The organism is Rouxiella sp. Mn2063, from assembly GCF_049319665.1.
Lineage (GTDB): Bacteria > Pseudomonadota > Gammaproteobacteria > Enterobacterales > Enterobacteriaceae > JBMOUD01.
Genome location: NZ_JBMOUD010000005.1, coordinates 177,085 through 200,766, shown reverse-complemented (window position 1 = coordinate 200,766; position 23,682 = coordinate 177,085). Strand labels below are relative to the sequence as shown.

At 50.0% G+C, this 23,682-nt stretch carries 18 protein-coding genes and 1 riboswitch; of the genes, 6 read left to right on the top strand and 12 right to left on the bottom strand.

The features are described 5' to 3' along the window. The first annotated feature begins 33 nt into the window (after positions 1-33). From kefF to folA, 3 genes are all read left to right on the top strand, one after another. Positions 34-585, top strand: coding sequence for a glutathione-regulated potassium-efflux system oxidoreductase KefF (gene kefF / locus ACL9RG_RS10285; RefSeq protein ID WP_422792506.1), 552 nt, complete (start codon positions 34-36; stop codon positions 583-585). Next, positions 578-2,413 carry a glutathione-regulated potassium-efflux system protein KefC gene (gene kefC, locus ACL9RG_RS10280; RefSeq protein ID WP_422792505.1) on the top strand — a complete coding sequence of 612 codons (1,836 nt, stop codon included), beginning with the start codon at positions 578-580 and terminating at the stop codon, positions 2,411-2,413. Before kefF ends, kefC begins: the two co-directional genes overlap by 8 nt. A gap of 426 nt (positions 2,414-2,839) precedes the next feature. Then, complete coding sequence (gene folA, locus ACL9RG_RS10275; RefSeq protein WP_422792504.1) at positions 2,840-3,322, top strand: type 3 dihydrofolate reductase; 483 nt, start codon at positions 2,840-2,842, stop codon at positions 3,320-3,322. Between the two features lie 712 nt (positions 3,323-4,034). On the opposite strand, the gene apaH is transcribed toward folA, so the two are convergent. From apaH to lptD, 6 genes are all read right to left on the bottom strand, one after another. After that, on the bottom strand, positions 4,035-4,856 hold the full coding sequence (gene apaH / locus ACL9RG_RS10270) for a bis(5'-nucleosyl)-tetraphosphatase (symmetrical) ApaH (RefSeq protein ID WP_422792503.1): 822 nt from the start codon (positions 4,854-4,856) through the stop codon (positions 4,035-4,037). Between the two features lie 5 nt (positions 4,857-4,861). After that, complete coding sequence (gene apaG, locus ACL9RG_RS10265) at positions 4,862-5,239, bottom strand: Co2+/Mg2+ efflux protein ApaG (RefSeq protein ID WP_422792502.1); 378 nt, start codon at positions 5,237-5,239, stop codon at positions 4,862-4,864. Positions 5,240-5,242: 3 nt separating this feature from the next. Then, positions 5,243-6,106, bottom strand: coding sequence for a 16S rRNA (adenine(1518)-N(6)/adenine(1519)-N(6))-dimethyltransferase RsmA (gene rsmA, locus ACL9RG_RS10260; RefSeq protein ID WP_422792501.1), 864 nt, complete (start codon positions 6,104-6,106; stop codon positions 5,243-5,245). A 2-nt stretch (positions 6,107-6,108) separates the two neighbouring features. Beyond that, entirely contained in the window at positions 6,109-7,101 is a 993-nt protein-coding gene (gene pdxA, locus ACL9RG_RS10255; RefSeq protein ID WP_422792500.1) for a 4-hydroxythreonine-4-phosphate dehydrogenase PdxA, read from the bottom strand. A 6-nt stretch (positions 7,102-7,107) separates the two neighbouring features. After that, positions 7,108-8,403, bottom strand: a complete 1,296-nt coding sequence (gene surA, locus ACL9RG_RS10250) for a peptidylprolyl isomerase SurA (RefSeq protein ID WP_422792499.1) — start codon at positions 8,401-8,403, stop codon at positions 7,108-7,110. Between the two features lie 73 nt (positions 8,404-8,476). Continuing rightward, positions 8,477-10,834, bottom strand: coding sequence for an LPS assembly protein LptD (gene lptD / locus ACL9RG_RS10245; protein ID WP_422792498.1), 2,358 nt, complete (start codon positions 10,832-10,834; stop codon positions 8,477-8,479). Between the two features lie 198 nt (positions 10,835-11,032). Here lptD and djlA point away from each other — a divergent pair, with 198 nt between their 5' ends. Both djlA and ACL9RG_RS10235 read left to right on the top strand, forming a co-directional pair. Then, on the top strand, positions 11,033-11,848 hold the full coding sequence (gene djlA / locus ACL9RG_RS10240) for a co-chaperone DjlA (RefSeq protein WP_422792497.1): 816 nt from the start codon (positions 11,033-11,035) through the stop codon (positions 11,846-11,848). A 540-nt stretch (positions 11,849-12,388) separates the two neighbouring features. Then, positions 12,389-12,667, top strand: a complete 279-nt coding sequence (locus tag ACL9RG_RS10235; protein WP_422792496.1) for a hypothetical protein — start codon at positions 12,389-12,391, stop codon at positions 12,665-12,667. Here ACL9RG_RS10235 and rluA read toward each other — a convergent pair. From rluA to ACL9RG_RS10220, 3 genes are all read right to left on the bottom strand, one after another. Continuing rightward, on the bottom strand, positions 12,645-13,346 hold the full coding sequence (rluA, locus tag ACL9RG_RS10230; protein ID WP_422792495.1) for a bifunctional tRNA pseudouridine(32) synthase/23S rRNA pseudouridine(746) synthase RluA: 702 nt from the start codon (positions 13,344-13,346) through the stop codon (positions 12,645-12,647). The two genes, ACL9RG_RS10235 and rluA, sit on opposite strands and share 23 nt — an antisense overlap. A 65-nt stretch (positions 13,347-13,411) precedes the next feature. After that, positions 13,412-16,309, bottom strand: a complete 2,898-nt coding sequence (gene rapA / locus ACL9RG_RS10225) for an RNA polymerase-associated protein RapA (RefSeq protein WP_422792494.1) — start codon at positions 16,307-16,309, stop codon at positions 13,412-13,414. Between the two features lie 321 nt (positions 16,310-16,630). Next, positions 16,631-18,997: a DNA polymerase II gene (locus tag ACL9RG_RS10220; protein ID WP_422792493.1), complete on the bottom strand. Its 2,367-nt coding sequence runs from the start codon at positions 18,995-18,997 to the stop codon at positions 16,631-16,633. 365 nt (positions 18,998-19,362) lie between these two features. On the opposite strand from ACL9RG_RS10220, the gene ACL9RG_RS10215 reads away from it, so the two are divergent. Continuing rightward, complete coding sequence (locus ACL9RG_RS10215) at positions 19,363-20,130, top strand: DedA family protein (RefSeq protein WP_422792492.1); 768 nt, start codon at positions 19,363-19,365, stop codon at positions 20,128-20,130. On the opposite strand, the gene thiQ is transcribed toward ACL9RG_RS10215, so the two are convergent. From thiQ to thiB, 3 genes are read right to left on the bottom strand one after another with little or no spacing between them, the layout of a single operon-like run. Then, positions 20,123-20,830 (bottom strand): thiamine ABC transporter ATP-binding protein ThiQ, encoded by a 708-nt coding sequence (gene thiQ / locus ACL9RG_RS10210; protein WP_422792491.1) that lies wholly within the window; start codon positions 20,828-20,830, stop codon positions 20,123-20,125. The two genes, ACL9RG_RS10215 and thiQ, sit on opposite strands and share 8 nt — an antisense overlap. Continuing rightward, positions 20,814-22,430 (bottom strand): thiamine/thiamine pyrophosphate ABC transporter permease ThiP, encoded by a 1,617-nt coding sequence (gene thiP / locus ACL9RG_RS10205; RefSeq protein WP_422792490.1) that lies wholly within the window; start codon positions 22,428-22,430, stop codon positions 20,814-20,816. Before thiP ends, thiQ begins: the two co-directional genes overlap by 17 nt. An 11-nt stretch (positions 22,431-22,441) precedes the next feature. After that, the gene (gene thiB, locus ACL9RG_RS10200) at positions 22,442-23,428 is read right to left on the bottom strand and encodes a thiamine ABC transporter substrate binding subunit (RefSeq protein WP_422792489.1); all 987 of its coding nucleotides are present in this window, start codon (positions 23,426-23,428) and stop codon (positions 22,442-22,444) included. 46 nt (positions 23,429-23,474) lie between these two features. After that, positions 23,475-23,646, bottom strand: a riboswitch (TPP riboswitch). Between the last annotated feature and the right edge of the window lie 36 nt (positions 23,647-23,682).

The window sequence follows — 23,682 nt, the reverse complement described above, 5'->3', positions numbered from 1 at the left end:
TGCTTGCACAATAGATTATTGGTTGAGAGCAGTATGATCCTGATTATTTACGCCCACCCTTATCCACGGCATTCTCATGCCAACCGGATGTTATTACAGGCTATAGAGAATTTACCCGACGTCGAAGTACGTTCGCTTTACGATCTTTATCCTGATTTCAGCATCGATGTTAAAGCCGAGCAGGACGCGTTATCCCGCGCTGACTTGGTGGTATTACAACACCCATTGCAATGGTATAGCATGCCGCCGCTGCTTAAATTGTGGCTGGATAAAGTGCTTGAGCACGGCTGGGCTTATGGCCACGACACTCATGCGCTACAAGGTAAATCCTGCATGTGGGCGGTGACCAGTGGTGGGGATGAACACCACTTTTCCATAGGTGATTACCCTGATTTTGCTGCCTTGGCTCAACCCGTTCAGGCAACCGCACTCTATTGTGGCATGAACTGGTTACCCTATTTTGCCATCCACAATACCTACACCTGCGATAAAACCGCGTTGTATGTTGGCGCAGAAGAGTATCGTCGCCGGTTAGTTGACTGGCAGATGGCTTCTGGCATCAATCAGGAGGTTGAACGTGGATAATCACAACTTAATGATTGAAGGTTTGATCTACTTAGGGTCAGCCGCGTTATTTGTGCCTATTGCTGTCAGATTAGGGTTAGGTTCCGTACTGGGCTATCTGATAGCAGGCTGCATTATTGGGCCGTGGGGATTAAAACTGGTTTCTGATGCAGAATCGATCCTGACTTTCGCCGAAATTGGCGTCGTGCTGATGCTGTTCATCATCGGATTGGAGTTAGACCCCAAAAGATTGTGGACCTTACGCGCCTCGGTATTTGGCGGCGGCGGCATCCAAATGTTGGGGTGCGGTGCCGTGCTTAGCCTATTTTGCTATGTGCTTGGCCTGGATTGGAAAGTCGCACTATTGATTGGATTGACGTTGGCGCTGTCTTCTACCGCTATCGCGATGCAGGCGATGAGCGAGCGTAGCTTGACCAGTGCGCCGATTGGCCGCAGTGCGTTCGCTGCGCTGTTATTCCAAGATATTGCGGCTATCCCGCTGGTGGCGATGATCCCGCTATTAACCAGCACTGGCCAGGTTACCACCCTGATGAGCTTTGGGATTTCCGCGGCTAAAGTGGTGGCAGCGCTGGCGGTTGTCGTGCTGCTGGGGCGTTATGTGACTCGCCCACTATTGCATTTTGTTGCTCGCTCCGGCATGCGCGAAGTGTTCAGTGCCGTGGCACTATTCTTGGTATTTGGTTTCGGTATCTTATTGGAGATGGCCGGGCTATCAATGGCAATGGGGGCGTTTCTGGCCGGCGTTCTGCTGGCAAGCTCCGAATATCGTCATGCGTTGGAAAGCGATATTCAGCCCTTCAAAGGATTATTACTTGGGCTATTTTTCATCGGCGTTGGCATGTCGATTGACTTTGGTACCTTGTTCCATCATCCACTACTGATCGCCACATTGCTGATTGGCTTCATGCTGCTCAAAGCTGCTCTATTATGGTTGATCGCACCTTGGCTGGGGGTACCAAAGCGCCAGCGCGGATTGTTCGCTATTTTGATTGGTCAGGGAAGTGAGTTTGCTTTCGTGATATTCAGTGCGGCACATATGGCCGGGGTATTAGCAGATGATTGGTCTAAAGCTTTAACCTTAGCCGTTGCGCTTTCGATGGCGGTAACACCGTTGTTATTGGTGCTGGCTGCACGATTAGAGAAAGCCGCCCCACAGGATACACGTCCACATGACACTATCGACGATGAAAACGCCAGCGTCATTATTGCTGGGTTTGGCCGCTTTGGCCAAATCGCCGGACGTCTGTTGTTAGCCAACAATGTGCATACCGTTATTTTGGACCACGATCCTGATCATGTAGAAACGCTACGTAAGTTTGATGCCAAAGTGTTTTATGGTGATGCCACGCGGGTGGATTTATTGGAATCAGCAGGTGCTGCACAGGCTAAAGTGTTGATCAACGCCATTGATGATGTGAATGCCAATCTCGAGTTAACCAAACTGGCGCAAGAGCATTTCCCTAATTTGCATATTATTGCTCGTGCCCGAGATGTAGAACACTGGTTCCAATTGCGCCAACTTGGCGTTGAAGCACCTGAGCGTGAGCTGTTTGAAGGTTCATTACGCGTTGGACGCGAGACATTAGAGCATCTTGGATTCGATCCTTACGAAGCCCGGGAAAAGGCCGATCTCTTCAAACGTTATAACCTGAACATGCTGGAAGCGACGCTAGAAAACTTCGAAGATACCGAGTTCCGGTTGGCTAATTTGAGACGCGCCAGAAATATTCTGTCTGATGCGATCGATCAAGATCAGAGGCGGCTTACCGGCGCGCAGCAACAAGGTTGGCGCGGTAGTATTGATGGCAAAGCGCCGGATGCTGAGTAAGGATATCGCCACTAAGGGTGATGGTTTATGGACAGTAAAACAGGCAATACCTCGCCTGTTTTACTGTCAGGATCGTGGGATATCGGCCGATTTTGCATATTAATTCTGGCATGTGTACGCATGTAACTAAATGTGTACATATTTAATTGTGCAGAAAATTGCCGCCATCATCTATTCTCAAAAAATAGTGCTTTATATGTTTTTCCCCCGCCTTTAAGCGTATTTCATAGCGATTTCGTTTGTTTTATCCGGTGTTAGGTAGGAGCACTCTTATATCTTTATATGTGGCGTGTCTCCCTATCGACGACTGAATGGCCTTTCCGTATAGTGTGGCATCTTTTCAGTCATGCCCTGGAGCAAAGGTTCTCGTGCGTTTTTAGTGCGCCTGAATGCTCCCCTATTTGCACTTTTACTAAAGGTTTCACCATGATTATCAGCCTGATCGCCGCACTGGCGACGGATCGCGTTATTGGTATGGAAAACGCTATGCCTTGGCATTTACCGGCTGACCTGGCTTGGTTTAAGCGTAATACGCTGAACAAACCGGTCATTATGGGGCGCAAGACTTTCGAGTCTATCGGACGCCCATTGCCAGGCCGGCAAAATATCATTATCAGCAGCCAGGCAGGCAGCCAAGAAGGCGTGATCTGGGTAAATTCCATTGATGCTGCATTGCAAGCTGCGGGCGAAGTGGAGGAAGTCATGGTGATCGGCGGCGGCACTATCTATGAACAGTGTTTAGCGCGCGCGAACCGTCTTTACCTGACGCATATTGATGCGGAAGTCGAAGGGGATACACATTTCCCAGACTACGAACCGGATGAGTGGGAAAGCACCTTCAGTGAATTCCACGATGCTGATGAAGACAATTCACATTGCTATTGTTTTGAGATCTTGGAAAGACGTTAGGTAAAAGCGAGACCGCGCTTTGGGGCGGTTTCTTTTAGCCAGAAGGGCTATTAAAGCCAAGACTGGGCTTTGGTCAGTTTCCAAAACGTAGAATAGTGTAAATTTCGGTTCTTTAAATGTGCTGTTCAATCTAGCACCATTGACCGAACCGACATAAGGGGAAAAGTGGGCTTTCCCCTTATGAATCCCCAGCCCTTTCAGCGGTGTTCAAATCAACGCCAAGATTTAGAAAATGGTAGCAACGCGAATTTTTCGGCTTATCAAATGTAGTGTTAAATTTGACATAGCAGCCTAAGCCGCCTTAAGGGTAGCGCGCTCCCCTTAAGAATCCTGCGCTTTTTTCCAACCTTAATATCCAGTCTAACGGCGGCCATGTTTCAGACGCTTCTGTGATAGCGCAAATGCCAGCCCTCCGGGCTTCCCGCTTGCGGGTTCAAGCCAACGATAGATCCATTGTCTTTCACCACTCGTCAGTGAAATTTGCGCAATAACGGAAGGCTCTAAAACATGGCCTCCACTGGATCGGATATTAAGATTGGAAAAATCGCGGGATTTAAAAGGGGAACGATTTTTCCCCTTTTATCGGTTTCGGCTGTGGCGTAGCATTGATTACTGCATTTGAAAAACCGAAAATTACACCGTTTAGGTTTTAAAAAACCGCTTTAAAGCACGGTCATTGCTTTAAAGAAACCGCCCAAATCTCGGTCAAGATTTACTTTTTCTTGCTAGAAGGCTGACTAAAGACAGCCTTATCTTCCCACCTTAACATAGTGAGATCTCCACCCCAGCAGCAGCCAGTATCCAAGCCATAAACCCCTTCAGGCGTGCCTTTGCCTTCTAAAGAGGCCCAATGCCCAAAAATAATGCTATATCCGGCATTGATAACCTGACTTGGCAGATCAAACCACGGCTTTAGAGGACGTGGCGCGCTATCCGGTGAGTCTTTGCAAATCATATCCAGCTGCCCATTAGGGAAGCAGTAACGCATGCGGGTTAATACATTGGTACTAAAACGCAGGCGGGGAAGGCCGCTTAATTCTGGCGACCAATTGTTAGGCATATCGCCGTACATTGCATCAAGGAACAGCGGATAACTGTCGCTGCTCAGTACCGCTTCAACTTCGCGCGCGCAGAGTTTGGCGGTATCGATATCCCATTGTGGTGAGATACCGGCGTGAGCCATCACAATTTTTAGCTCTTCATCAATCTGTAATACCGGTTGGCGGCGTAACCAATTGATCAACTCATCCGCATCTTCGGCTTCCAACAAGGGGGAGATTTTGTCTTTAGGCTTGTTAAAGCTAATACCGGCAAATACTGCCAGTAGATGCAAGTCATGGTTACCTAACACGATGCGAACACTATCGCCTAAGCCTTTGACAAAACGCAGCACATCCAGCGAATCTGGGCCTCGAGCGACTAAATCGCCGGTGAGCCATAGGCAGTCTTGTAAAGGATCGAAGTTAACTTGTGCTAATAGCGCCTTGAGTTCAACAAGGCAGCCGTGAACATCACCGATAAGATATGTCGACATGAGGTTTAGTTAATCAGGGTTGGGATCGCAAGGCGAAATACGGGGATTGGGACGCGGAAAACTTCTCCGTCTTCGGCGACCATTTCATAGTGGCCTTCCATGGTACCCAGCGGCGTTTCAAGCACCGCGCCGCTGGTATAATGGAATTCATTGCCGGGCTGGATCAACGGTTGTTCACCGACGACGCCTTCGCCCTGAACCTCTGTTCTTTGACCGTTACTGTTGGTTATCAGCCAATAACGGCGCAGGAGTTGTACGTTGAAACGCCCCAGATTCCGAATAGTAATGGTGTAGGCGAAAATATAACGTTGCTCTTCCGGTATCGATTGAGATTCAACGTAAACACTTTGTACCTGAACACATACGCGGGGCGCATCAAGCATAATTTACTCCAGAGGATCGTTGTCTTGTAGATCCAAGTCGAGTTCAACGGCATCAGCAGCTTTCGGGCGAGTTGAAAGCCAGTTAGCTAACTTACAGTACTGTTCAACCGAAATGTTTTCTGCACGCATGCTTAAATCCAGGCCCAATTCCTGCATCTGTTCTGGTGTAAACAGATGGCCGAGGCTGTTACGTACCGTCTTACGGCGCTGGTTAAAGGCATCGGTCGTCAAACGAGACAAAATACGGATGTCTGAAACTGGGTAAGGGATACTGGCGTGCGGCGTTAAACGTACCACGGCAGAATCAACTTTAGGCGCTGGTGTAAAGGATTCCGGCGGAACTTCTAATACCGGGATCACCTGACAGTAATACTGCGCCATCACACTTAGACGACCATACGCTTTACTGTTCGGTCCGGCAACCAGACGATTCACCACTTCTTTTTGCAACATAAAATGCATGTCGCTGATAGCGTTTGTGTAGGTGAAAAGGTGGAACATTAGCGGCGTAGAGATATTGTATGGCAGGTTGCCGAAGACACGCAGCGGCTGGCCAATTTCAGCAGACAACTCGCCAAAGTTTACTTTCATGGCATCGTTCTGGATGATGCGCAGCTTGTTGGCAAGCTTCGGGTTCACTTCTAGGCGCGCAGCCAAGTCACGGTCCAGCTCGATGACGGTCATATTATCAAGACGCGCGGCAACAGGTTCGGTCAATGCCGCAAGGCCAGGGCCGATTTCTACTACGGCTTGCCCTTTGAGGGGATGAATTGCCGAAACGATGCTGTCGATCACGAATTGATCTTTTAAGAAGTTTTGTCCAAAGCGTTTGCGGGCAAAGTGGCCTTGGTGGACTCGATTATTCATTGCTATTGTTTTTCATTACTATTATGCGCCAGGTTAATGGCGAGATTTAATGCGGTCTTGAAACTCCCTGCATCGGCGGTACCGGTTGCAGCCAGTTCAAGGGCGGTTCCGTGATCAACGGAAGTCCGAATAAAAGGCAGGCCGAGCGTGATATTCACGGCGCGACCGAATCCTTGGTATTTTAACACGGGCAGGCCCTGATCGTGGTACATAGATAACACCGCATCAGCATGTTGCAGATACTTAGGCTGGAATAAGGTGTCGGCAGGCAATGGGCCAATCAACTTAATGCCTTGTGCCCGCAGACTTTCCAGTGCCGGAATAATGGTATCTATTTCTTCATGCCCCATATGGCCGCCTTCACCTGCGTGAGGATTCAGGCCACAGACATAAATTTGCGGTTCGTTAATGCCAAACTTAGTCTTTAAATCATGGTGAAGAATGCTAATCACTTCGTGCAGGCTTTGCTGGGTAATGGCCGCAGGTACCTCGGATAAAGGCAGATGCGTGGTTGCCAGAGCAACACGCAATTCTTCGGTTGCCAACATCATTACCACGCGCTCGCAATGACTGCGATCGGCAAAGAACTCGGTGTGTCCAATAAAGGGAATACCGGCATCGTTGATAATGCTTTTCTGTACCGGACCGGTGATAAGCGCGGCAAATTCGCCGTTTATGGCACCGTCACAAGCGCGTGCTAACGTTTCGACAACGTAACTACCGTTAGCCACATCCAGTTTACCGGCAACAACCGGTGCTGAAGTCGCTATAGGTAATACGGTGAGTGTGCCTGCTGCTTGAGGCTGTGCAGCTACGCCCGGCTGGTAATCCCGCAGGGTGATCGCTATTCCCAGAGATTTCGCTCTAGCAAGCAACAGGGCCGGATCGGCACACACTACTAGCTGAACAGGCCACTCCTGTTGAGCGAGAGCGAGAACCAGATCCGGCCCAACCCCGGCTGGTTCGCCGGGGGTGATGACCACAGATTTAGTCACGGAGTCTTATTGTCCATTCTCGTTAATGATTTTAACGTAAGCTTGGGCGCGTTGTTCTTGCATCCAAGTCTGTGCTTCTTCTGCAAACTTACGGTTGAACAGCATCTGATAAGCCTGGTTTTTCTGCGCAGCGTCAGTTTTATCTACCTGGCGAGTATCGAGCAGTTCAATCAGGTGCCAGCCGTAAGAAGAGTGTACTGGCTCACTGAGTTGGCCTTTAGTCATAGACATTAGTGCGCCACGGAATGCCGGGTCGTACATATCTGGTGAAGCCCAGCCTAAGTCGCCACCCTGATTAGCTGAACCAGGGTCTTGCGAGTACTCTTTGGCTGCGGCAGCAAAAGTAGTTTTACCACTCTTGATATCAGCGGCTATCTGACGCAACTTAGCCTGTGCCTGCGCGTCGGTCATTACCACTGATGTTCTCAGCAGAATATGGCGTGCATGAACTTCGGTGACGGAGACCACTTTGCTATCGCCGCGGATGTCATTCACTTTCAGGATATGGAAGCCAACGCCTGAACGGATTGGGCCGATGATTTGACCTTTTTTCGCTGTACTTAGCGCTTGAGCAAACAGAGAAGGTAACTCTTGGAGTTTACCCCAGCCCATATTGCCGCCTTTCAGCGCCTGCGAATCCCCAGAATAGGTGATTGCCAGCTTGCCAAAATCTGCACCGTTGTTTAATTCACCGACCAGTTTTTTCGCTAGCGCTTCAGCCTGATCAACTTGATCCTGCGTTGGGTTTTCTGGCAGTGGCAGTAAAATGTGGCTCAGGTTAAATTCAGCACCGTTGCCGTTTTGGGCAGCGATCTGTTTAGCCAATTGATCGACTTCTTGCGGCAAGATAGTCACTCGACGGCGTACTTCGCTATTACGTACTTCAGAAATCAGCATTTCTTTGCGGATCTGGGCACGATAAGTATTGTAGTTCAGACCATCGTAAGCTAAACGGCTACGCAATTGATCGACGCTGATATTGTTCTGAGCCGCGATATTGGCAATCGCTTTACTCACGTCATCATCGCTCAACTGGATACCCATTTTGCTGGCCATCTGTAGCTGAATGTTATCCATGATCAGACGCTCAAGGATCTGGTGACGTAATGTTGCGTCATCAGGTACCTGCTGATTAGCTTCTTTCGCCTGCTGTTTTACTGAGTTCAGCAAACTATCAACGTCACTCTGTAATACAACACCGTTATCAACGACGGCGGCAACCTGATCAATAGGTTGTGGTGCTGCGAACGCGGTGTTAGCACAAAGTACCGCGCCGAGGAGAAGTGTTCTCCAGTTCTTCATACTTTTTCCATATATTTAACCGCAATTGCGGGTTCAAGTTTCAAGTTTACTGAATTCAACATGTCGTCAAAAATCAGAACGCGCGTTGATAAGGCAATATGCCGCTGCCCAGCATTTCTCTGGTGCCCAAGCTATGATTGCTACTTAAGCCACGAAGTTCAATATTAAATGAGACTCTGTTGTCGAAAACGCTAGTGTTATTAACTGGATTCCAGTTGGTAATTTTACGCTCGTAGCCAAAGTTGACAGCCCAGCAGCAGGTACTGTACTGCACGCCTAACAGCTGATCGGCGGATTGGTTGGCCTTGGTATCATAATAATACGCGCCAACAATTGCCCAACGATCGGCGATTGGCCAGCTTGCAATAACCCCAGCTTGCGAAATCCCCTGCTGATAACCTGGGTTGGTCACTTGAGGCAAGGTCGCTTGAATATATTCCGGACTGGCGTAGCGGTAGTTCAACTGCACCATTCTTTCTGAATCGGCGCGGTATTCTAATACTGCATCACCGATTGCCAGCGCATCCAGGCGAGTATCGTACTGTAAGCCACCGCGAGCGGCCCAGAAATTATTGATTTTATAGTAAGTATCACCAGCCCACACTAGGCTGCCGGTGTTCTTACTTTCGTCCAGCGCACTATTGTTATCACCAGTACGTGGGCGGCTGAAATAGTAAATCTGGCCGGCAGAGACGTTAAAGCGTTCGACCGAATCTTCGTCATAAATACGGCTGGTTAAACCACTAGCCACCTGATTTGCAGAGGCGATACGGTCCAAGCCGCTGTAGCTACGGTCGCGGAACAGCCCTGTGTAGTCAGTCTGTAGCAGCGTGGAGTCGTAGGTATTAATCGAGCTTTGATTACGATACGGGATATAGAGGTACTGTACCCGCGGCTCCAACGTCTGCGTATAAGCCGAGTTCCAATCCATATCGCGGTCAAACACCATTTTGCCATCGGTTTTAAATTCAGGCATCACGCGGTTGACCGAGCTTTTCAGATCCGGGTTCGGTTGATAAGTATTGGTATAATAACTGTTAGGAATTGACTGCTGGTAATGAGTAGCCAACAGTTTGATTTCGTTATCGATACTGCCCCAACGGTTACTTAACGGCAAATCTAACGTTGGCTCAAAATGCCAGCGTGTTGCCGAAGGCATGGCGTTATTTACGTTGGTAAAGTTGACGAACTGTCCATAGGCGTGGAAGTCAAATGGGCCTAGGTCATTCTTATAATAGTTAATATCGAACTGTGGTTGCGCGCGATATACGTTAACGTAATTGTTTAATTGATTGGCGAAGACCTGGAACTGCTTGCTGGCCAGCGTCGCGTCCCAGTTCTCATCGGCGTAACCAACGCTGAATTTTTGCGTCGCATAGCCGTCGGTACTTGAACCATACTGCGAGGTGAAATCACTAAAGTAATTAGGATCGCTTACCTTGGTATAGTCAACGTTAAAGCGCCAATACTTATCCATCACGCCGGAGTGTTGCCAGTAGTACATCCAGCGTTTGGTGCTATCGACACCAGGATATTTATCTTCAACCAGCCTATCGTTATTGAGGAAGTCAAACTCCATCAGGCCGCTGCCGGCAACGGTCAGATAGCGGAATTCATTCTGCAACTGTGTACCACGTTTCTGCATATAGTGCGGAGTGATGGTGGCATCGTAGTTGGGCGCAATATTCCAGTAAAACGGCAGCATGAACTCAAAGCCGTCCGTATTACCGAATTTCGCGTTAGGAATTAAGAAGCCTGAACGACGGCGATCGCCGATCGGCAATTGCATATAAGGGCTATAGAACACCGGTACTGGGCCGATATGGAAACGTGCGTTCCAGATTTCAGCCACTTCTTCCTGACGGTCTTCGATGACTTGCGAGCCAACAACGCTCCAGCTATTGTCACCAGGCAGGCAGGAGGTAAAGGTACCGTTATCCATAATGGTATAGCGGTTCGAATCGCGCAGCTTCATTTTGTCTGCGGTACCGCGGCCTTGTCGGCCGACCATTTGGTAGTTGCCTTTTTCGACGTCAGTGTCTTTAGTGGTTAGATTCGAAAACGCTTTTGGACCTTTCAGCAAAATCTGATTATCGCCGTAGTGAACGTCGCCAGTGGCGGTAACAGTACGGGTTGGCTGGGCATCGCCTGGTTTAGAAATCTGATTTAGCTGAACTTGATCCGCTGTTAGCGTGCTGTTGCCTTGCTTTACGCGAACGTCGCCACTATAAAGAGCACTGTCAGGATAATTTCCCTGCAACTGATTAGCTTCGATATTTACCGGCAACTGATTTGGATCGCCAGTCACCAGCGGCTGGTCATAGGTCGGCACGCCGAGCATACATTGCTCAGCTAAGTCGGCGAAGGCGCTCTGGCTATACAGTGCTGCCCCAATCATGGTGGTCAGCAGTGTTGGGAGGCTTTTTATCATACGTCTATTTTTCATACGGGCAGTGTGTGTTCCGTCATCAGAGGCGTCATGCCGGCAAACGGTCAGAGACTATCTTACTCATCATCGTCGCGCTAGTGTTAAATCCAACGGTGTAATGCTGTCGTCGTTAGGTACATCGCTAATTGCCGGTTATGATAAAGCAATTTTTACGCAACGGCATAATGAATTGAGGAGTATATGCAGTATTGGGGAAAGCTGCTCGGACTTATATTTGGATTAATGTCCGGTATGGGCTTCTGGGGAATCGTATTAGGGCTGTTGATCGGCCATATGGTAGACAAGACGCGGGCCACGAAAAGACGCGGCTATTTTTCCGATCAGCAGACAAGACAAACGCTATTTTTCCGCACCACCTTTGAGGTGATGGGGCATTTAACCAAATCTAAGGGGAGAGTCACCGAAGCAGATATTCAGATTGCCAGCCTCTTTATGGATCGGATGCAGTTGCACGGTGAGCAGCGAGAAGCGGCACAACGCGCGTTTCGTGACGGTAAGCAGTCTAACTACCCATTGCGCGACAAAATGCGCGAACTGCGTAGCGTCTGTTTTGGGCGTTTCGATTTGATTCGTTCATTTTTAGAGATCCAAATCCAATCGGCTTATGCTGATGGTTCGTTGCATCCTAATGAGCGTCAGGTGTTGTATGTGATTGCTGAAGAGTTGGGGATTTCCCGCGGGCAGTTCGATCAATTTCTCAGCATGATGGAAGGCGGTCAGCACTTTGGTGGCGGTCAGCAGGGTAATTACTCTCAGGGTAACTATCAACGTAGCCAAGGCCCAACGTTGGCAGATGCTTGTAAAGTTCTCGGTGTAAAACAGACTGATGATGTCACCACCATTAAGCGTGCTTACCGCAAACTGATGGGCGAACATCATCCGGATAAACTGGTCGCTAAGGGGCTTCCCCCTGAAATGATGGAGATGGCCAAGCAAAAAGCGCAATCAATTCAAGCAGCCTACGATTTGATTAAGCGCGAAAAGGGATTTAAATAGTTTGGCCGGATCGGGCTTTGGGCGATTTCTTCTGCGTCAGAAAGGCGTAAAGGCGGCTTTGTGAAAGCTCTGACAAAGGTGGGACGGTTTTAGCAAAACCGCGAAAAGGTTTAGATTTGGTTTTTTCTAAAAACCGGAACAGTGAATGTTTCGGTTCTTCAAATGTAGTGTTTAATGTAGCTCCATTGACCGAACCGACCGAAGGGGAAAAGTGGGCTTCCCCTTCGGGATCCCCAGCCCTTTCAATGCATTAGCATTCGATCTAGTGGAGGCCATGTTTCAGCGGCTTCCGTTATCGCGCAAATGCCAGCCTTCCAGGCTTCCCGCCTTCGGGTTCAAGCCAACGATAAAACTATTGTCTTTCACCACTCCATCGGTGGCATTTTGAGTGCGCTTAGTGGCTCTTAAATCAATGGCAAAAACAAAGATATAACTCGCTTTTGACTTTAAAAAAGCGTGCGAGGCGCACTCAAAATTTCACAGACGAGTGGTGGAGAGACGGCGAAGCAGGCTCGAACCCGAGGAAGGCATGGCGGAGCCATGAAATTTGCGCCTGTCACAGAATATTCTGAAATATGGCCTCCGCTAGGCTGGTTATCAAAGTGGGAAAGGGCGCAGGATTGTAAAGGGTGGCGCCAACCACCCTTTACTCGGTTTCGGCTGCAAGGCCGCATTGAACGCTATACTTTGGAAACCGAAAAATTCACGGATACATGCCTTGGGAAGCCCTTCAGGCTTGAAGAACCGAAAATTACACCTTTCCCGGTTTTAAAAAACCGTTCTAAAGCCGAAGGCTTTAAAAATCCGGCTCACAACTAAATGTCACTGGCACATCCGTAATCGGATGATAAAACGATAATTCCTGCGCATGCAGCTGCAGACGATTAACCATCGTGCGCGCTTCGTCATGTGCATAAAACTTATCCCCTAGGATGGGATGTCCCAATGCCAGAAGATGTACCCGCAATTGGTGCGATCGCCCGGTAATTGGTCGTAGTCTTACGCGAGTCGTGCCATCGGCATCCCACGAGATCACTTCATATTGGGTCAGGGCTTTACGTCCCGTTTCATGGCATACCATCTGTTTTGGGCGGTTTGGCCAGTCGCAAATCAGTGGTAAATCAATAATGCCGTAATCTTCCGCCATATGACCCCAGACGCGGGCGATATAGGTTTTCTTGGTTTCGCGATCGCGGAATTGGCGCTTGAGCTCGCGTTCCGCTTCTTTGGTCAAGGCAACAGCAATGACACCGCTGGTGGACATATCCAAACGATGTACCGATTCTGCCAGCGGGTAATCGCGTTGAATGCGAGTCATCAGGCTGTCTTGGTGTTCAGCCGCTTTACCCGGAACAGATAGCAGTCCGCTTGGCTTGTTGACCACCATCAGGTGTTCATCCTGAAATAGGATCTGTAGCCAAGGATCGGTTGGCGGATGGTAATCCTCCAACGGTTTGGTATTCGAGGGCTGATGTGGCATCTGTTGACTTGCACTCATAGCAGTTTCGTCATCTTGGTAAAGCGGTGATAAAGCAGGCGCGGCGTTAACCGCGCCCCTGTCGGTTACTGATGGCTGACCACCACCAGGCGAATAGCATCCAAACGCCAGCTGGCATCATTGAGGCTAGTCAGTACTTGTTTGCGGTTGAACTCCAGCGCTTCCAGTTCATCGTCACGGATGTTCGGGTTGACTTGTTTCAACGCCTGTAAACGTTCCAATTCAACGGTCAGCTGTTCGTTGGCTTCAACTTTAGCCGCGTCGATCAACGTTTTCGCTTCTGCTTCAACTAAAGGTTCTGCCTGCTGCAACATTGCGTGGACGTCTTGTTGTACGGCATTGACCAGTTTGCTGGAAGTATGGCGATTTACCGCGTTGAGCTGGCGGTTAAAGCTCTCGAATTCAACCTGCGGTGCCAAATTAGTGCCTTTACGGTCCATCAACATACGTATTGGCGTTGGCGGCAAGAAGCGAGTCAGTTGCAGGTGTTTCGGCGCCTGACACTCGACAACGTAAACCAACTCAACCAGCAGGGTACCAACCGGTAATGCTTTGTTTTTCAGCAGAGACACCGCACAACTGCCGGTATCGCCGGAGAGAATCAAGTCCAGACCGTTGCGCACGATCGGGTGTTCCCAACTGATAAACTGCGCATCTTCACGCGACAACGCCTGTTCACGGTCAAAAGTCACCGTGCAACCGTCTTGCTGCAGTCCTGGGAAATCTGGCACCAGCATATGATCAGACGGCGTCAGGACGATCAAGTTATCGCTGCGATCTTCCTGGTTGATACCGACGATATCAAACAGGTTCAGCGCAAAATTAACCAACTGCACGTCGTTATCTTGTTCGCCGATCGATTGCGCCAGTTGCTGTGCGGGTTCACCGCCGTTGGAATGCATCTCTAGCAGGCGGTCACGACCGTTTTCAAGCTGAAGTTTCAGCGCATCATGCTCGGCGCGGCATTCCACAATAAACTCGTCCAAGCCTTCTTGCTCGGCTGGCACGGCTAAGAAGCTAATCAGCTGCTGGTAGCCTTTGTCGTAAATGGTGCGGCCGGTCGGGCAGGTGTGCTCGAACGCGTCCAGACCCTCATGGAACCAACGCACCAGTACAGATTGCGCGGTTTGCTCCAGATAAGGCACCATAATTTCGATATTGTTTTGCTGACCGATACGATCCAGACGACCAATACGTTGCTCCAGTAGGTCTGGGTTGAACGGCAGGTCGAACATCACCATTTTACTCGCAAACTGGAAGTTACGACCTTCAGAGCCGATTTCAGAACACAGCAGCACCTGTGCGCCTTCTTCTTGTGAAGCGAAGTAAGCGGCAGCACGGTCACGTTCAATAATGGACAGACCTTCATGGAACACGGCAGAACGGATAGCTTCACGTTCGCGCAACACTTGTTCCAGCTGTAATGCGGTGGCCGCTTTAGCGCAGATCACCAGCACTTTATCATCGCGGTTAGCAGTCAAATAACCCAGCAGCCACTCGACGCGTGGGTCGAAGTTCCACCAGGTGGCGTTATCGCCTTCAAACTCCTGATAGATTTGCTCTGGATAGAGCATGTCATGAGCGCGAGCTTCCAGACTCTTCTTGCTGCCCATGATGCCGGAGACTTTAATTGCCGTCTGATACTGTGTTGGCAGTGGCAATTTCACCGCATTCAAATGACGTTCCGGGAAGCCTTTCACACCGTTACGGGTATTACGGAACAGTACGCGGCTGGTGCCGTGGCGGTCCATCAACATTGCAACTAACTGTTTTGCCGCGGCTTCATCGCCGGCGTTGGCGGCTTTGAGCAGCGTGTCGGTATTGGCATCATCAACACGTTCACCCAGCAGCGCTAGCGCTTCTGGTGTCAGAGGCTGTTTATTGAGCAACAGTGTTACCGCATCAGCCACCGGCTGATATTGCTGCTGTTCCTGCATAAACTCTTCGTAATCGTGGAAGCGATCCGGGTCCAGCAGACGCAGACGAGCAAAGTGGCTCTCCTGGCCCAACTGTTCTGGGGTTGCCGTCAACAACAGCACGCTTGGCGTGCTCTGTGCCAATTGTTCAATCACCAGATATTCGCGGCTTGGCGCCTCTTCGCTCCACACTAAGTGGTGTGCTTCATCGACGACTAACATGTCCCATGATGCATCAGCGAGTTGCTCTAAACGTTGTTTATTGCGGCGCACGAAGTCTAGCGAACAAATAACCAGCTGCTCGCTTTCAAATGGATTGGTAGCATCGTGCAGGGATTCTGCATAACGATCGTCATCAAACAGAGAGAAACGCAGGTTGAAACGACGCAGCATTTCGACCAGCCACTGGTGCTGCAAGGTTTCCGGCACCACGATCAGCACGCGTTCAGCGCGGCCTGATAGCAATTGCTGGTGAATGATCATGCCAGCTTCGATGGTTTTACCCAGACCGACTTCGTCCGCCAGCAAAACGCGAGGCGCGTGACGTTGACCGACTTCATAAGCAATGTGTAGCTGATGCGGGATCAGGCTGGCACGCATGCCGCGCAGACCGCCGAATTCCAGGCGAAACTGTTCACGCTGATATTTGCGGGCGCGCAGACGCAAAGCGAAGCGGTCCATGCGGTCAATTTGGCCCGCAAACAGGCGGTCTTGCGGCTTGCTGAAGGTCAGTTTACTGTCCAGCAACACTTCGCGCATGCTGACGCCAGTTTCTTCGGTATCAAGTCTGGTACCGACATAGGTCAATAGTCCTTTATCCTCAATGACTTCCTCAACTTTCAACTGCCAGCCTTCATGGCAACTGATGGTATCGCCTGGATTAAACATTACCCGGGTGATTGGTGAATCATTTCTGGCATACAGGCGGTTTTCACCGGTGGCGGGGAAAAGCAAAGTTACCATACGCACATCCAATGCTACGACGGTTCCTAACCCTAGTTCGCTTTCCGTATCGCTTATCCAGCGTTGACCTAATGTAAACGGCATAAATTCTCTCTGTGTTTGTTATGTACGGCGACTACTACAGTTCTAAAACCAGCCCAACATGCTATTTGTTGCAATAAAGGCCCGTTTTTTGCGGTAAAAACCAAGCTTATTGTGATAACAGCAAATACCTGTCTGGCTATAACTCAACACCTTGCCTCATTATAAATTTGAATCATCGGGCAATAGCATTGCTTCCCTCACCTGATGGTGCGGAATCATAAATGAGTCTGTGAGGATGGTTCAGAATTGGCAAAGGGCGCTATGGTAATAGAAGGTGAGCGTCACGTCACCTGCCAATAAGTTCTTCTCTCTGCCTTTTCGTTAAAATAATCCCATCTGACCGGTGATAAGTGTAGCAAAATCATCATTGAGGAAAGGAAGAATACCGTCGGCAACAGGTTCTAGCTGGCGTTCGATGTAATGATCATAATCGATGGCAGAGTGCAGATTTTCCAGCGGTTCTGGTCCGGCGACAGTCATCACATAGCTAATCCAACCGCCATTTTGATACTGCATTGCTCGCCCTTGAGCCTGATTATATTCATCGGCTAAGCGGGCAGCTCTCACATGTGGCGGTACGTTGCGTTCATATTCGCTAAGCTTGCGGCGCAGGCGTTTGCGATAGACCAACAGATGATCCAACTCCCCATTAGAGGTACGACTGACGTAGTCTCGCACATAATCTTGATAGGGCTCGCGGCGGAAAATGCGCTGATAGAGGACTTGTTGAAATTCTTGTGCCAGCGGCGTCCAGTCGGTACGCACCGTCTCAAGCCCTTTATAGATAATATGTTCGCTATCACCATCGATCACTAAACCGGCATAGCGCTTTTTGCTGCCTTGCTCTGAACCGCGAATAGTTGGCATCAGGAAACGTTGAAAATGGGTTTCAAATTCTAGTTCTAATGCGCTTTCCAGGCCATATTCTTGCTGTAAATGCTGTTGCCACCAGGCGTTAACCAGCTCAACTAAACGACGACCAATGGCATTAGCCTCTTCCTGATTGTGCGCGTGATTAAGCCAGACAAAGGTGGAGTCGGTATCGCCGTAGATCACTTGATAACCCTGGGCTTCAATTAGCTCACGGGTTTTTCGCATAATATCGTGGCCACGTAATGTGATCGACGAGGCTAAGCGAGGATCGAAGAAACGACAGCCGCTCGATCCCAGCACGCCATAAAACGCGTTCATGATGATCTTTAGCGCCTGTGATAGCGGCTTGTTGTTCTGGCGTTTGGCTTCTTCGCGGCCTTGCCAAATCTGGCGGACAATTTCTGGTAAGCAATGTTTCTCTCTTGAGAAGCGTGCGTGACGGTAGCCGGGCACCGAATGAACATCATCCGGTTGCTGTAATCCAGCGACTAAGCCAACGGGATCGATTAAAAAAGTACGAATGATCGACGGATACAGGCTTTTATAATCCAGTACCAAGACGGAATCATACAAACCGGGGCGCGAATCCATGACAAAGCCGCCGGGGCTCATTTCGCCTTGTAACTCTCCCAGATTTGGGGCGACATAACCCACCCGATGCATTCTTGGCACATAAAGGTGAGTAAACGCAGCCACCGATCCTCCGCTGCGATCAACGGCTAATCCGGTGACTGAGGCACGCTCAAGCAAGAAGGGCATTAACTCGGTTTTAGCAAAAATACGCGTTACCAATTCGCAATCTTTCAGGTTATAACGCGCCAATGCCGGTTTATCTTCACGAAAACGTTGCTCAATTTCGGCTAAGCGCTGATAAGGGCTATCGCTGTCCTTGCCTTCGCCTAATAAAGTTTGCGAGACATTTTCCAAACTAAACGATGGGAAGTTCCAGAAGGCGGACTTCAATGCTTCAATACCGTCAATAATCAACCGTCCGGCGGCAGCGGCAAAAAAATGCCCCTGTTTAAAACCGTGCTCTCGCCATTCGAGTTCGCCGCCATCACGGCCAAAGCGCAGCGGGATACGGTAACGCTCGGCGTGTTTTTGTAAAACCCGCAGATCAAACTGCACCAGATTCCAGCCGATAATCGCATCGGGATCGTGATCGGCCAGCCATTGATTGAGCTTTTCCAGTAACAGCGGGCGGCTATCGACATATTCAAGAGTAAAGTCAGGATTAACATCCGGCGTGCCATTAGGTGGGCCGAGCATATAAACATGGCGCTGACCACAGCCTTCGAGCCCAATACAATACAGCTCGCCATTGCCACTGGTTTCAATATCCAGCGAGCACAGTTTTAGCGTGGGGCGATAATTTTCAGCGGGTTTTACTTTGCCTTCAATCAGGCTGTTTTTCGCACCAGGTTTGCCGGTAAACCAGAGTGGAGCAGTGATATAACGCTCCATCAGGTAACGTTCTGGTGGGCGAATATCGGCTTCATAGACGGCAACGCCACCCTCTTTAAGCACTTTTTCTAAGCGCATCAGCTGGCGATGCTGGTGACAGTACAGCCCCATGACCGGGCGAGAGTGGAAGTCTTGTAACGGAAGGTCACGCAGGCTGTAGCCCGTTAGCCCGACCAGGAGTTTTTCCGCTTCTGCGCGCTGTACCTGCGGGATAAATGCCACGGATTCTTGTGCAGGCAAACTTACCCGCTGCGGGCCTTGGTCGGTTGCCAGCCACAGTTCAATTTCGGTGCCTTTAGACGTATCCCGCCAGTGGCGGCTGAGTACAAAGCCTTGGCGTGGTTCTGGCATTAGCACCTGAGTATTAGCGGCATTGAGCGAAATAACGGCCTCACAAGGATAGGTATAACGTGATGGCTAGTATGTGTATTTATACAGTCTATGTCTATCTTCGTGGTTTCGGATTGTTTCTGAGGAGATGAGAGATTTGTGAAATGTGAATACAATTACCGGGTTGACTCATATGACACATTTACCGACAATCCTGCCTCCTAACATTTATGTGGTAGTTCTGCTGATAAACCAAATTGGCTGAATTCTTCTACTCTTATCTATTGTGCTGCGAATGAGAGGTTTCCATTCGCTTGATTATTTAATCACATCAGCGCAGGTATACTGAATTCGGCATGGGTATCGTGCCTTAATACTGGAATTTTATGGAAGCCTATCTACAACATTTGGTCGCGCAGTCGGTGGCTTTCGCTCTTATTATTGTCGCTGTTGTCGCTTTTTTCGAATCGTTGGCCTTGGTGGGATTATTGCTACCCGGTACGGTGATGATGGCAACGCTGGGCACGCTGATTGGTAGCGGACAGGTTAGTTTGTATGCGGCTTGGTTGGCAGCAGGACTAGGCTGTTTCGTCGGTGATTGGGTCTCTTATTTTATTGGCCGCGGATTTAAAGAGCCGTTGCATCGTTGGTCGTTTTTACAACGTTATCAGGCCTTGCTAGATAAAACCGGCGATGCATTACAGCGACACAGTTTTGCTACGGTGATTCTAGGACGTTTTATTGGTCCAACGCGCCCTCTGGTACCGCTGGTGGCGGGAATGTTAAACCTTCCGCCAACCAAATTTGCTCCGCCGAATATTGTCGGCTGTATTACCTGGCCGCCGGTCTATTTCCTGCCGGGGATTTTGGCCGGTGTGGCAATTGATATTCCTGCGGGTCATAACAGCACTATCTTCAAATGGACATTGCTGGCTGCCGTATTGCTGATTTGGCTCAGTGGTTGGTTGATTTGGCGCTGGGTTCGCATCGATAAAGCCGGTGATGATGTAGTTTCACGCTGGTTGCCGTTACAGCGTTTACGCGGCGTGAGCTGTATCAGCATCATGCTGACTATTTACGTCATCGTCCGACTCAGTGAAATGCCATTGATGCCAATCTATTTCCATCTGCTGCGCAAAGTCATCTTCAGATAGATTGGGTAGCAATGCCCAATATTGCCGCCTCAGGTGCGCTGCCGTTAATGAGTGCCTGAGTCGGTCCATCGTAAAACACTTGCCCATCGACGACCAATAGCGTGCGTTCGGCGATTCGCGCGGCATCGTCGAGATTATGTGACACCATCAATAGCGCCAGTTGGCGTTCGCGACATACTTTATCAAGTAGTGTGAGCATTTCGCTGCGCAGCGCGGGGTCCAGCGCCGAAAAGGGCTCATCTAACAACAAAATCGGTTGGCTACGAAGCAGGCAGCGGGCTAACGCGACACGTTGACGTTGACCGCCAGAGAGTTGGGAGGGCAGGCGATCTAAGCACGCCTCCAACCCAACTTGGCTCGCTAAATCCTCTAAGGCTCTTTGCTGCCCGGCATTAAGCTTTAGCCCAGGATGCAGCCCTAATCCCATATTTTGGCGCACGGTTAAATGAGCGAATAAATTGTTCTCTTGAAACAGCATCGAGACCGGGCGCTTAGCCGGGGGCAGAAACGTACAATCTTGTTGATTGACCAGAAGCTGCCCGCTATTGGCCGGAAGAAAACCGGCGATCAGGTTTAGCAGCGTACTTTTCCCCGCACCGCTCGGCCCGAGAATCGCGACGCGCTCACCGACGCTTAGGCTTAAATCGAAGCGCATCGGCGCATTTTGGTACAGATAAGTCAGATTATTTAGCGTCAGCATGTCGCCCCGATATACGTTCAATAAGCGTAAACAACACAAAACAAAGTACCAGCAGCAGCATCGCCGTCACGGCACCATCCTGGTTGCGATAAGCGCCAATTTGTTGGTAGAGATAAAAAGGCAGCGTGCGAAAATGTTCGTTACCAAACAGGGCAATCACTCCAAAATCACCCAAGGATAAGATACAGGCAAAGGCCAGTGCCTGAGTCAGCGGGCGTTTTAAAGCGCTTAGTTCCACCCAGCGTAAGCGTGACCAGCCGCGCATGTCGAGTGATACACAAAGCTGGTTATAACGTTCTGCCACGTCGCGCATTGGGTTATCCAACACCTTTAACGCATAAGGGATAGCCATTAATGCATTCGTCAGGATCACCACCACCCAAGGCGAGTGCGGAATGCCAAGGGTATCGCTAAGCAGTAAAAAGAAGCCTGTCGCTAATACAATCCCCGGCATCGCCAGAATAAGCATTCCAGACAGTTCCAGACTCAGCGCGTAGCCTTTGCGCTGGCGCAAACGTAACTCACGACTGCTCCATAGCAGCATCATGGTCAATAGCAGACAAAGTAACCCGCTGCCTGTTGCAATGCGTAATGAGGTCCAAAAGGCGTGCCACAAGGCGGGTTGTTGCAATACTTCCAGCATGGCGCGGTTAGCGCCGTCAACGATCACCGCCAAGAGCGGCGGTAGAATTAATAATAGTGCGAAGAGGATCAGCAGCGCATCACTGCCTCGTTGCCAGAGGTTATCCTGCGGATTACGCCAGCGCTGAGCGTGGGTATGGCCAACCGGCAACGCCTGGCTGAGTTTTTGGCTTAATAACACCAGTCCGAGGCAGCAAACCAACTGGATGATGGCCAGCAGCGCAGCGCGTCCAAGATCATAGTCATAGCTCAACGCCTGATAGATAGCCAGTTCGATAGTCGTCGCTTTTGGGCCGCCGCCAAGTGATAGCACGGTGGCGAAACTGGCGAAGCACAGCATGAAAATCAGCGCACCTGCCGGTAGAATTTGTCTGCGCAGTGCGGGCCACTCGACAAAGCGAAACTGTTGCCAACCGTTCATGCCTAATTGCGCCGCAAGCTGACGCTGCTCAACGGCGATGTTTTCTAAAGATTGCAGTAATAGGCGGCTGGCGAGAGGCAAATTGAAGAACACATGGGCTAACAAGATGCCCTGTAGCCCATAAGGGGAAAAATGATAATCCACGCCCAGCCAGCCGAAAAGTTGCGCCAACCATCCTTGCCTGCCATAGACACTAAGAATACCGAACACCGCCACCAGAACTGGCAGTACCAAGGTCATGGCACATAGCCGCAGCAATATCTGACGACCTGGAAAACGGCGACGATAAAGCGCGCGGGCTAAAAATATTGCCGGGAGTACAGAACACAGCGCGGAAAGCAGCGCCTGCCAAAAGGTAAAGCGGATCACGTGTAACAGATAGGCGTCTTGCCATATCGATGCTATCGAAAGCGTCGGCGCATGGCGATACAGTGACCCTAATGTGAGCAGCGCGACCAGCAGGATCATCAGCCCGGCGATAACGCCGGGCCACAGCCAGCGAGGGATCGCTGGCTGACGGGTTGTAGATTGATTCATGAGTCGATTAATCAATGGCTAACGGCGTTCTGCCACTGTGCAATCCACTTGCCACGATTTTCAGCTACCTCTTTGGCGCTGTATCGCAGCGCAACCGCAGGCACAACCAGTTGGCTATAGGCGGCTGGCAGTGAGGTGCTAACCGATGGATACATCCAGTTGCCAGTTGGGATCGCGTTCTGGAAGCCTGGGCTTACCACAAACTTCATAAACTCGGCGGCCAGTTGCGGCTGTTTACTGGCTTTCAACTGCCCGGCAACCTCAACTTGCATATAATGGCCTTCGCTAAACTTCGCCGCTGCGTAGCTGTCTTTCTTCTCTTCAATAATATGGTAGGCCGGAGATGTGGTGTAACTCAGTACCAGATCGCTTTCCCCTTTAAGGAACAGGCCATAAGCTTCGCTCCAGCCTTTGGTCACGGTGACCGTTTTGGCGGCCAGCTTCTGCCAAGCTTCAGGTGCTTTATCGCCATAGACTTTCTGCATCCACAGCAGTAATCCGAGTCCAGGCGTACTGGTGCGCGGATCTTCATAAATGATCTTCCACGGTTGCTTGCTATTGATCAGCTCGTCGAGGCTTTTTGGCGGGTTTTTCAGCTTATCTTTGTTATACACAAAGGCGAAGTAGCCATAATCATAAGGCACAAAGGTTTTGTCACTCCAACCACCGGGAATATCCAGCGTGGCTTGAGTGGCGGTCGGCTCAGCAAACAGGCCGGTTTGTTCTGCCGATTGCAGCAAATTGTTATCTAATCCTACCACCACATCTGCCGGGCTATTTTTCCCTTCCATACGCAGGCGATTAAGCAGCGACACGCCATCTTCCAGCGCCACATATTTCAGCTCACAACCGCACTGCGCCTCAAAGGCTTTTTTGATTGCCGGGCCTGGGCCCCAATCAGCTGAGAAGGAATCATAGGTATAGACGGTTAAAACAGGTTTGGCTGCAAATGCCGGAGCGGCAACCAATAACAGGCAGGGCAGTAATTTTTTCAACACTTTGCACTCCAAAGAAAATAGGCGAGGCAAAGGATTTTGAGTCAGCGAGGAGCAGAGTCTCAAATCCCTCCGCCGGTGTTAACCGGTTCAGGTTCGACGGGTCTATCTCAGCCGATAAAATCAGTTGTGCCTTAAACGCGGGGTCGCGATGCTTGATCTTTACGCGAATCGGTCTATTGGCAACAATGTGAGTCTTATTAGCACCCCGTTGAGAACGTGCTTATTCTAGAGGTTAATAGCCTTGGGTGAAAGTA